Raw genomic sequence first — 11,117 nt, 5'->3', positions numbered from 1 at the left:
CGGAAATCGTCATTCTATCCGATGCAAATTATTCGGGAACCTCGATGGGCGCAGCACCTTGCGCTGCCTTTTCGGCGCTGAAAATCCAGACTAGGCCGCCGAATGCGCCGACGATGAAGGAGACCGCGCCGAACAACAGCGAAACATTGATGCCTTCATTGGTCATCAACCCGGCATATCCGAACGCCAGCCCCATCGTGGCCTCGCGAACGCCCCAGCCGGCGATCGAGATCGGCACCATGGTAATCAGCATGACCGGCGGGATGAGCTGGAAGGTCTGGCCGAAGGTCACCGGTGCTGCGATCGATTGCACCACGCACCAGGCGATGACGACGGCGAGCACGTGCACCGACAGCGACAGCACCGCGATCGAAGGTCCATGGGTCCTGCTGAAGATCACCCGGTTGGCGATCACCGAGCAGGCATGCAGATGATGGGTTCCCCACCAGTGCTTGAGCCACGGCCAGGGCAGCCTGCCGAGCACGAGAAATCCGGCGCCGCCGGCGAGCGCCGCCAGGTCGACGAACAACAGCGCGGAGCGGCCATGCGGATCGCTGATCAGGCGCAGGCTCCACGGCAGGCTCGCGACGATGATGACTGCCAGCGCGATCAGGCCGACGGCGCGGTCGACGAAGATCGAATAGGTCGCCGCGCGCCATCCGGCGCCGCCGCGCGCCACCAGCCAGAGCCGCACCGCGTCGCCGCCGATCGAGGAAGGCAGCGTCTGGTTGAAGAAGGTTCCGATCAGGTTGAAGCGCATCGCCTGCCGCGTGCCGATCGGCGCACCGCACTCTGCGCTGATCTCGCGCCAGCGCAGCACGCCGACGAAAATCTGCAGGAATGACGCGGCGATCGCGAGGCCGATCCAGCCCAGGCTCGCGGGATTATCGATGCGCAAGGCAAGCTCGGTGAGATTGACCTTGCGCAGCGCGAGGTAAAGCAGCGCGGCGGAGATCAGTATCTTGATCGTCGAAAACAGGATCCGGCGCATCTCGTCCGCGCTTCGAAGGATTGAGGAGGTTGTCCCAAACAGCGGCAACTCGACGCCGCGCGCCGAACTTCGCCGCCTTGGTATGGTTTTAATGCCAATCTGGCAATAGCCGTAGAACTGGGTATTGCGACACCCTCACGCCGGCGGGTAAAGAGGCCCGGCCGGTGCGGCGAAGCTTGCCGATGCCGTTTGAGGACATGATGTCGGAACAGACGATTTTGGTCACGGGCGCGGCGGGTTTCATCGGCTTTCACGTCGCCCGCCAATTGCTGGCCGAGGGCCGTCATGTCGTCGGGCTTGACAGTCTCAACAATTACTATGACCCGGCCCTGAAACAGGCGCGATTGGATATCCTGCGCACGGATTCGCGGTTCGATTTCGTGCAGGCTGACCTGGCGGACCGCCCCTCGATCGCCCGGCTGTTCGCAACATACCGGTTTGGGGCGGTGGTCCACCTGGCGGCCCAGGCCGGCGTCCGTCACTCGATCAATCACCCCCATGCCTATGTCGACGCCAACCTCGAAGGCTTTGTCAACGTTCTGGAGGGATGTCGTCACCATGAATGCCGTCACCTGGTGTATGCGTCGTCATCCTCGGTCTACGGCGCCAACACCAAGCTGCCGTTTTCGGTCGGCGACAGGACCGATGCCCCGATCAGTCTCTACGCCGCGACCAAAAAGGCCAACGAGCTGATGGCTTATTCCTACAGCCACCTCTACCGTCTTCCGGTCACGGGTCTGCGGTTTTTCACCATCTACGGGCCATGGGGGCGGCCCGACATGGCGATCTTTCTGTTCACCCGATCGATCCTGGAGGGCAAGCCGATCCGGCTTTTTAACCATGGCAGGATGCGGCGCGACTTCACCCATATCGATGACGTCAGGCGTGTAGTATTGCGCCTGGTGGATCGCATTCCGGAAGATGGCGACGCGGGGCATCCGCCGGCACGGATCTATAATGTCGGCAATCACCGCCCGGAAGAACTCTTGCACGTCGTAGCCCTTCTGGAGAAGGAGTTGGGCCGCAAGGCGACAAAGGATATGCTGCCGATGCAGCCCGGCGACGTCGTGGAAACCTTCGCCGATGTCGACGACCTGATGCGTGACACAGGCTTCAGGCCCCAGACATCCATCGAGGATGGCATTTCCGGTTTTGTCGCGTGGTACCGTGACCACTACAAGGTTTGAGGCGCCGATGGACGGACGAATTATTCCCCTGATCATGTGCGGCGGCGCCGGCACGCGGCTGTGGCCGGCTTCGCGCGAAGTCCATCCCAAGCAATTCTTGCCGCTGTTCGGGACGCGCTCGACGTTTCAGAACACGATGCTGCGGGTTTCCGACGCCGGCCTGTTCGACCGGCCGATCGTCATCACCAACAAGGCCTATCGCTTCATGGTGCTGGAGCAGCTGGCCGAGATCGGTCTCGAGGCCGATGTGCTGCTGGAACCAATGCGGCGGGATTCCGGCCCGGCGATTGCAGCCGGCGCGGCATTTGCGCAGGCACGCGACAGGGAGGCGATCGTGCTGGCACTTGCGGCGGATCACGTCGTCCGCGACACCGCCGCTTTTGTCGCCGCCTGCCGCCAGGGCCTGGTCGCGGCGAGTGCGGGACGCATCGTGACCTTCGGCGTCAAGCCCGAGCGTGCGGCCACCGAATACGGCTATATCAGCCCGGGTGAGGCGATCGCCGGCGAGGTCCGCGCGGTCGCAAAATTCGTCGAGAAGCCCGATCCGGCCAGGGCCGCCGAATACATCAAGGCCGGCTACCTCTGGAACAGCGGCAACTTCATGTTCCGCGCCGCCGTGCTGCTCGATGAATACGGCAGCGTCGATGCCGCGAGCGTGCAAGCGGTCGGCGACGCTGTCGGCAAGGCCGGACGCGACCTCGGTTTCGTGACGCTCGATCCCGAGGCGTTCGGATCGGCCAAAGCGATCTCGATCGATTATGCGGTGATGGAGAAAACCTCGCTCGCCGCGGTGGTGCCGGTCGATTGCGGCTGGTCCGACGTCGGCTCCTGGCATGCGGTGTGGGAATTGTCCGACAAGGACAGCCAGGGCAACGCCGCCCGCGGCGCCGCCGTGTTCGAGGACAGCCGCAATTGCAATGTCTCGACCGACCGGGCGCTGGTGGCGCTGGAAGGCGTCGACGATCTGGTGGTGGTGGCCACGCAAGACGCCGTGCTGGTCTCGCGCCAGAAGGATGCCGACGGGCTGAAGCGGCTGGTGGCGAAATTGAAGGGGATCGCCCCTGAAGTCACCGAGGATCATATCAAAGTGCACCGTCCCTGGGGTTCCTATCAGTCCGTCGACAATGGCGACCGCCATCAGGTCAAGCGCATTGTGGTGAAGCCCGGCGGCCGGTTGTCGCTGCAAAAACATCATCATCGCTCCGAGCACTGGATCGTGGTGCGGGGTGCGGCGCGGGTGACCGTCAACGAACTGGTCAAGACCGTGCACGAAAATGAATCGATCTATATCCCGATCGGGGCCGTGCACCGGCTGGAAAATCCCGGCAAGATTCTGCTGGAACTGATCGAGGTCCAGACCGGCAGCTATCTCGGCGAGGACGACATCATCCGGATCGAGGACGATTACCAGCGGAGCTAATCGATGCGCCTGCTGCCCCGTTCGGTGCCTAAGCGGGCGGCAGCAAGGTGTAATTTTTTGAATCAAAACGTGTCCGGGATCGCTTCTCAGCATTCGCCACATGTGTGGCGACGTGCTAGGAGAGCGACCGGGATGCTCGCAGGCGAGAGACGATTGGGGTTGATGGCATGAGTTTGAAAGGGTCGGCATCGGGCGTCAAAGCCGGGGCGTTGCGCGTCGGCGTGATCGGCGCCGGCGTGATGGGCAGCAACCATGCCCGGGTGTTTGCCGGCCTGCCTGACATCACGCTGGTCGGGGTCGTCGATCCCCTGGCGGCGCATCGGACGCGTGCCACCGATATGACCGGCTGCCGTACCTTCGCGGGCCTCGACGAATTGATCGCCGAAGGGATCGATGCCGTCACCATCGCCGCGCCCACCCATCTGCATCACGAGATCGCGCTCGCCTGCATCGCGCATGATGTTCACATCCTGGTCGAGAAGCCGATTGCCTCCACGGTCGAGGAGGGACGCGAGATCGTCACCGCCGCCGAGCGCGCCGGCGTGACGCTGATGGTAGGCCATGTCGAGCGGTTCAACCCGGCGGTCGCCGCCATCAAGCAGGCGATTTCGGGCGAAGACATCCTTTCGATCGCTATTACCCGCGTCGGACCGTTTCCGCCGCGGATGTCGAATGTCGGCGTTGTCATCGACCTTGCCGTGCACGACATCGACCTGATCCGCTGGTTCACCGAGTCGGATATCGTCGAGGTGCAGCCGCAGCTCTCCAGCGCCGTCGCCGAGCGCGAGGACATCGCGTTGCTGCAGTTCCGCACCGCCTCCGGCGTGCTCGCCCATATCAACACCAACTGGCTGACGCCGTTCAAGGCGCGCAACGTCACGGTGGCCACCCGCGGCAAATATGTGATGGGCGATCTCTTGACCCGCCAGGTCACCGAGTGCTTCGGCTTCAAGCCGGACGGCAGCTATTCGATGCGGCATCTGCCGGTCGGCCATGACGAGCCGTTGCGCGCCGAGTTGATCGCCTTCGTTCATGCGGTTCGAACCGGCTCCGTGCCGGCGGTGACCGGCGAAGAGGGCGTCGCCAGCCTTGAAATCGCCACCCGTTGCCTGGAAACCCCGGCGAAGCCCGCCGCGGCCTCGCCTGCGCGCAAGGGGCCGCGGCGCGTGGCCGGCTAGTCGCGCGCTGATGTCCCGATCTCAATCCCTGCAAGGCTCCATGAACCAGCACCTGCGTCCCGAACCCGTCCCCTTCATCGATCTCGCCGCGCAGCGCCGCCGGCTCGGCAAGTCGGTCGATGAAGCCGTCTCCCGCGTGATCGGCCATTGCCAGTTCATCAACGGCCCAGAGGTAACGAAGCTCGAGGCCGAACTCGCGGCTTTCAGCGGCGCCGCGCATGTCGTGACCTGCGCCAGCGGCACTGACGCGCTGTTGATGGTGCTGATGGCCAAAGGCGTAGGCCGTGGCGATGCCGTGTTCTGTCCGTCCTTTACGTTCTGCGCGACCGGGGAAGCGGTGGCGCTGACCGGGGCGACACCGCTGTTCGTCGATGTCGACGAGGCGACTTTCAACATCGACGCGGCCTCGCTGAAACGCGGCATCGCGACCGCAAGGAAACTCGGTCTCAAGCCGGTGGCCGTGATTCCGGTCGACCTGTTCGGGCAAAGCGCCGACCACGACGCGATTGCCGCGATCGCGGCGGAAGCCGGCCTGTTCGTGCTCGATGACGCGGCGCAAGCGTTCGGCGCCAGCTACAAGGGCCGCCGTCTCGGCACTTTCGGCGTTGCGACCGCGACCAGCTTTTTCCCGGCCAAGCCACTGGGTTGTTTCGGCGATGGCGGCGCGATCTTCACCGACGATGCCGAGCTTGCGGCCACGCTGCGCAGCATCCGCGTTCACGGCCAAGGCTCGGACAAATACGACAATGTCCGCCTCGGCCTGACCGGGCGGCTCGACACCCTGCAGGCGGCGATCCTGATCGAGAAACTGAAAATCTTCGAGGACGAAATCGCCGCGCGCAACGAGGTCGCGGAGCGCTACGCGCAAGGCCTCGGCAATGTGGTAACCGTTCCGCGGCTCGCCAGTGGCTGCACCTCGGTCTGGGCGCAGTACACCATCCGGCTGCCTGGGGGTTGCGACCGCGACGGCTTTGCAGCGGCGTTGAAGGCGCAGGGCATTCCGACCGCGATCTATTACCCGAAATCGATGCATCAGCAGACCGCCTACCGGGATTTTCCGGTCGCCGACGCCGGCCTGCCGGCCAGCGAAAGCCTGTCGGCCGACGTCATCAGCCTGCCGATGCATGCCTATCTCGACGAGCCGACGCAGGGGCGGATCATCAAGGCTGTGCGCGGCGCGCTTTCAACCTGATTTCGCCGTTTTGAAGCGCCGTCCGATACTATAGAAGCGGCGCATGCTCGGTCGTATCTTCACCGTCGGCGGCTATACGCTCCTTTCGCGGCTGACCGGCCTTGCGCGCGACATCATGCTGGCGGCGTTCCTCGGTGCCGGTCCGGTGGCAGACGCCTTCTACGTCGCCTGGCGGCTGCCGAACAGTTTTCGCGCGATCTTTGCCGAGGGTGCGTTCAATACTGCCTTCATCCCGGCCTACGCCCACGTCCATGGCAAGGGCGGCGAGAGCTCGGCGCGATTGTTCGCCGACCGCATCTTCACCCTGCTGTTTGGGTCGCAAGTGGTTCTACTTGTCGTCGCCTGGCTGTTCATGCCGCAGGCCATGAGCATCCTTGCCCCGGGTTTTACAGAGGATTCCGAACAGCGGCGTCTGGCGATCGAACTGACGCGGATCACGTTTCCCTATCTGCTGCTGATCACGCTGGTGACGCTTTATGGCGGCATGTTGAACGTGATGCACCGTTATGCGAGTGCCGCGGCGGCATCCATCTTTCTCAACATCTCGATGATGACAACATTGGCGCTGGCCGCCTTCTTTCCAAGCGTCGGCCACGCCGCGGCCTGGGGGGTGTTGATCTCCGGCTTCCTGCAATATTTTCTGCTCGCCGGCGACCTCGCCCGCCATGGCGGCCTGCCGCGCTTTGCGCCGCTCAAGCTCGATGACGACGTCCGCGCCTTCTTTCGCGCGCTTGGGCCGGCGACGCTGGGCTCGATGGGCACGCAGGTTGCCGTGTTCGCCGATACCATCATCGCTACCTTTCTGCCGGCCGGCGCATTGTCAGCGCTGGTCTATGCCGACCGCCTCAATCAGCTCCCGATCGGCGTGATCGGGATTGCGATCGGGACGGTATTGCTGCCGGAAATGTCGCGGCGGCTGTCGTTGGACGACCACGACGGCGCGATGGCGGCGCAACGGCGCGCCTTCGAATTCACGCTGCTGTTTTCGGTACCGTTCGTGGCGGCGTTCCTCTCCGTGCCCGATGTCATCACGCGCGCGGTGTTTGCGCGCGGCGCGTTCACGCAAGCCGATGCCGCGGCCTCGGGTGCTGCGCTTGCGGCCTATGCGATCGGCCTCATTCCATTCGTGACCATCCGTTCGGCCGTTGCCACCTTCTACGCCCGGCAGGACACCGCGACCCCCGTGAAGGCATCGCTCACCGGCCTCACCGTCAACGTCGCGCTCAAAATCGCGCTGATGGGTTCGCTGGCGCAGGTAGGCCTTGCGCTGGCCACCGCGGTTGGCGCCTGGATCAATCTGTTGCTGGTGCTCGGGTTTGCGGTGCGGGCAGGGTATCTGGAATTCGATCGCGCCTTTGTCGCGTCGCTGGCGAAATTCCTGCTGGCCGGGGCCACGCTTGCCGCAGCGCTTTGGCTCGTCGCACACCTTGCTGGGCCGCAATTCGCCCATCTCAGCATGTTCCGCAATGAGACGGAATTGGCGGTGCTGATCCTGGTCGGCGCCATCGTCTACGCCGCATCGATCCTTACGCTGTTCGGCAGGGGCTGGCTGCGGTCGCTGGTACGCGGCTAAACCCTTTGCGCTAGCGCGCGATCCGCTGCAATATGGCGCCAAATCACTGCTTTCGGAAACGGAGATACGATGGCTCCCATCAAATTCGGCGTCGGTCAAAGCGTGCTTCGCAAGGAAGACGATGCGCTGATCCGCGGCAAGGGCCGCTATACCGACGATCACGCGCCGCAGGCTGCGGTGCACGCGCTGATGCTGCGCTCGCCGCATGCGCATGCGAAATTCACCATCAACGCCGCCCGCGCGCGCGGCCTGCCGGGGGTCGGCCTGATCCTGACCGGCGAGGACGTCCGCGAACTCGGCTCGCTGCCCTGCCTGTTCAATCTGGAAGTCGACCCCTTCACCGGTCCGCCCTATCCGATCCTGGCCTTCGGCGAGGTGCGCCATGTCGGCGACGCCGTTGCCTTCGTGGTCGCCGATAGCATCGACCACGCGCGTGATGCGGTCGAGGCGATCGAGGTCAACTGGACGCCGCTGCCGGCCGCGATCGGCGTTGTGCAGGCGGTCAAGCAGGGCGCGCCGCAGGTCTGGCCCGACCATGCCGGCAACGTCTTGTTCGACGTGCCGGTCGGCGACAAGAAGGCCACTGATGCGGCGTTTGCCAAGGCCCATGCGGTCGCCGAAATCGCCATCGTCAATCCGCGCGTCATCACCAATTTCATGGAAACCCGCGCCGCCGTCTGCGAATACGACGCCAAGCGCGATCACCTGACCTTGACGGTCGGCAGCCAGGGCAGCCATCGGCTGCGCGAGATCCTGTGCGGCATGGTGCTGAAGATGCCGATGGAAAAAATGCGGGTGATCTGCCCGGATGTCGGCGGCGGCTTCGGCACCAAGCTTTTTCCCTATCGCGAATATGCCTTGATCGCGGTGGCCGCGCGAAAACTGCGCAAGACGGTCAAATGGACCGCCGACCGCTCCGATCACTTCATGGGCGACGCCCAGGGGCGCGACAACGTCACGACCGCGCGGATGGCGCTCGCCGAGGACGGCAAATTCCTCGCGATGGATGTCGACCTGATGGGGGACATGGGCGCCTATCTGTCGACCTTCGGGCCCTATATTCCCCATGGCGGGGCCGGCATGCTGCCCGGCCTCTACGACATCCAGGCGTTCCATTGCCGGGTCCGCACCGTGTTCACCAACACCGTGCCGGTCGACGCCTATCGCGGCGCCGGACGCCCGGAGGCGGCCTATGTGGTGGAGCGGCTGGTCGATGCATCCGCGCGAAAACTCGGGATGACGCCGGATGCGATCCGGCGCAAGAATTTCATTTCGCCGCGCGCGATGCCCTACAAGACCGCGACCGGCAAGGTCTACGATTCCGGCGACTTCACCGCGCACATGAAGCGCGCCATGGAAATTGCGGAGTGGAAGGAGTTTCCCAGGCGCGCCAAGGCGGCGAAGAAGCAGGGCCTGGTACGCGGCATCGGGCTTGCGACCTATGTCGAGGTCTGCGGCACCATGGGCGAGGAGACCGCCAATGTCCGGCTCGATCCCAATGGCGACGTCACCATCCTGATTGGGACCCAGTCGAGCGGGCAGGGCCACCAGACCGCTTATGCGCAACTGGTCGCCGAGCAGTTCGGGCTGCCGCCCGAGCGCGTCCACATCCATCAGGGCGATACCGACGAGATCGCCACCGGCCTCGGCACCGGCGGCTCGGCCTCGATCCCGACCGGCGGGGTCAGTGTCGAGCGGGCGACCCGCGAACTCGGCAAGCAGTTGCGCGAAATCGCCGCCGAGGCGCTGGAGACCAGTGCCGGCGATCTCGAGATCAGCGGCGGCGTGGTGCGGATCGCCGGCACCGACCGCTCGATCAGCTTTGCCGACCTCGCCAAGCGACCGGGCGTCGAACCCTCGAAGCTGAACGCGAGCGCCACCTTCACCCAGGCCGACGGCACCTATCCCAACGGCACGCATCTGGCCGAGGTCGAGATCGATCCGGCCACCGGCATCATCAAAATCGTCAACTACGTCATCGTCGACGATTTCGGCGTGACGCTCAATCCGCTGCTGCTGGCGGGCCAGGTTCATGGCGGCGCGATGCAGGGCATCGGCCAGGCGCTGATGGAGCAGGCGGTCTATGGCGCCAAGGACGGCCAGCTCGTCACCGGCACCTTCATGGACTACGCACTGCCGCGCGCGGCCGACGGGCCGTCCTTCGTGTTCGAAACCCACAACGTGCCGTGCAAGACCAATCCGCTCGGCGTCAAGGGCGCGGGCGAGGCCGGTGCGATCGGCTCCTGTCCGGCGGTGGTCAACGCGATCATCGAGGGGCTGTGGCGCGAATACAAGATTGATCACATCGACATGCCGGCGACGCCGGAGCGGGTCTGGATTGCAATTCGTGAGCACCAGCGTCAGCATAGCCTTTGATAATTTGTCCGCGCGACGGAATGATACCTGCCGCGCGGTGTTGGCCAACGACGGCCGCAACGCGTCGGTTGCAGGCTGATGATGAGAGTGAAACCCTGGAGGATCATGCGGATGATGCGGACGGTCGTAGTGGTGGGGGCGTTGTTGCTCGGCGTGGGCGCGGTGGCGGCGCAGCAGGATCAGGTTAAGCAGACGCAGGCCCAGATGAAGGGCAACGGCAAGAACGCGGGCGCGCTCGTGGCGATGGTCAAGGGCGAAAAGCCCTACGATCAGGCGACCGTCGATGCCGCGATGGCGCAGTTCGAGGACACCATCAAGAAGTTTCCGGCGCTGTTTCCCGACAGCATCAAGGGCATGAAGCCGGAGGGGGATTACTACGCCTCGATGAAAGTCTGGGAGGACCGGGCCGGCTTCGAGGAACACATCGCAAGCTTCGGCAAGGCCGTGGCGGAGGCGCAGGGCAAGATCAAGGACCTCGACACGCTGAAGGCGACGCTTCCCACCATCGGCAAGCAATGCGGCGGTTGTCACGAGACCTACCGTATCAAGAACAGCTGACACACCGGTCTAATCAAGGATAGCCGATCAAAGCTGAAGGGCGGACGCCGGATGCGTTCGCCCTTCTTCATTTCCTGTCGATGCCCGCAGGCGAGATCCTACTTCGTCACCATGCCGCGGATTTCGCCGCCCGGATTGGCCGCGGTATGGACGTTGATATAGTACTTGCCGGCCGTCAGGTCGGCGGCCTGGGCGTCGGTCAGCGTGGCGCTGCCTTCGACCGGGCTGGTGCCGGCATTCGGGATCGCGACCGCGACACCGGCGTTCTTGCCGGCTTCGGCGGGGCCGTGGAAATGTGCAGCCGTAGCGGGGCCGGAAAGGCCGGAATAGGTCAGCTTCCAGGTCAGCTTCTTGGTGGCGGCATCGTAGTCGACATCGGCGGTGCCGGTGCCGGCGCTGGCATTCGGCGGCACCTCGGACTTGCCGTCCAGCGTTGCTTTCATCTTCTCGGCAAAGGCGGGTCCGGCGAAGGTAACGGCCGCTCCCAGCGCAAGCATCGCAAGCATGGTCTTGGTGTTCGACATGGTTCTCTCCCTGTTGACTTCAAATGATGGTGCCAGTCTCAAAACAAGCCGGTTCCGATTTTATTCCCGGATTGGACCTTTTTCTCGGCAAATTTTCCGGCAGCTTACGGTCCAATTA

General features: G+C 64.2%; 9 protein-coding genes. 7 read left to right on the top strand and 2 right to left on the bottom strand.

Annotation, left to right across the window (positions count from 1 at the left end; translation table 11 throughout):
- Positions 1-28: 28 nt before the first annotated feature.
- Positions 29-991, bottom strand: coding sequence for a lysylphosphatidylglycerol synthase transmembrane domain-containing protein (locus VK804_RS01725; RefSeq protein ID WP_325367150.1), 963 nt, complete (start codon positions 989-991; stop codon positions 29-31).
- Between the two features lie 200 nt (positions 992-1,191).
- Between VK804_RS01725 and VK804_RS01720 the strand changes: the two genes are divergently transcribed.
- The 7 genes from VK804_RS01720 (at position 1,192) to VK804_RS01690 (ending at position 10,475) form a co-directional block, all read left to right on the top strand.
- Entirely contained in the window at positions 1,192-2,178 is a 987-nt protein-coding gene (locus VK804_RS01720; protein ID WP_325367158.1) for an NAD-dependent epimerase, read from the top strand.
- A gap of 7 nt (positions 2,179-2,185) precedes the next feature.
- The gene (locus tag VK804_RS01715; protein WP_325367148.1) at positions 2,186-3,598 is read left to right on the top strand and encodes a mannose-1-phosphate guanylyltransferase/mannose-6-phosphate isomerase; all 1,413 of its coding nucleotides are present in this window, start codon (positions 2,186-2,188) and stop codon (positions 3,596-3,598) included.
- Between the two features lie 167 nt (positions 3,599-3,765).
- On the top strand, positions 3,766-4,776 hold the full coding sequence (locus VK804_RS01710) for a Gfo/Idh/MocA family oxidoreductase (RefSeq protein ID WP_325367146.1): 1,011 nt from the start codon (positions 3,766-3,768) through the stop codon (positions 4,774-4,776).
- A 40-nt stretch (positions 4,777-4,816) separates the two neighbouring features.
- Complete coding sequence (locus VK804_RS01705; RefSeq protein WP_325367144.1) at positions 4,817-5,968, top strand: DegT/DnrJ/EryC1/StrS family aminotransferase; 1,152 nt, start codon at positions 4,817-4,819, stop codon at positions 5,966-5,968.
- 43 nt (positions 5,969-6,011) lie between these two features.
- Positions 6,012-7,541 (top strand): murein biosynthesis integral membrane protein MurJ, encoded by a 1,530-nt coding sequence (gene murJ, locus VK804_RS01700; RefSeq protein WP_325367142.1) that lies wholly within the window; start codon positions 6,012-6,014, stop codon positions 7,539-7,541.
- A 69-nt stretch (positions 7,542-7,610) separates the two neighbouring features.
- Positions 7,611-9,917, top strand: a complete 2,307-nt coding sequence (locus VK804_RS01695) for a xanthine dehydrogenase family protein molybdopterin-binding subunit (RefSeq protein ID WP_325367140.1) — start codon at positions 7,611-7,613, stop codon at positions 9,915-9,917.
- A gap of 111 nt (positions 9,918-10,028) precedes the next feature.
- Positions 10,029-10,475, top strand: coding sequence for a cytochrome c (locus VK804_RS01690; RefSeq protein ID WP_325367138.1), 447 nt, complete (start codon positions 10,029-10,031; stop codon positions 10,473-10,475).
- Positions 10,476-10,573: 98 nt separating this feature from the next.
- On the opposite strand, the gene VK804_RS01685 is transcribed toward VK804_RS01690, so the two are convergent.
- Positions 10,574-10,999: a CHRD domain-containing protein gene (locus tag VK804_RS01685; protein ID WP_325367136.1), complete on the bottom strand. Its 426-nt coding sequence runs from the start codon at positions 10,997-10,999 to the stop codon at positions 10,574-10,576.
- Positions 11,000-11,117: the final 118 nt, after the last annotated feature.

Origin of the sequence: Bradyrhizobium sp. (assembly GCF_035484855.1) — a bacterium.
In the GTDB taxonomy this organism is placed as follows: domain Bacteria; phylum Pseudomonadota; class Alphaproteobacteria; order Rhizobiales; family Xanthobacteraceae; genus Bradyrhizobium.
Note: the sequence above shows the minus strand (reverse complement) of the source record. Positions and strands in the feature narration are given on the sequence as shown.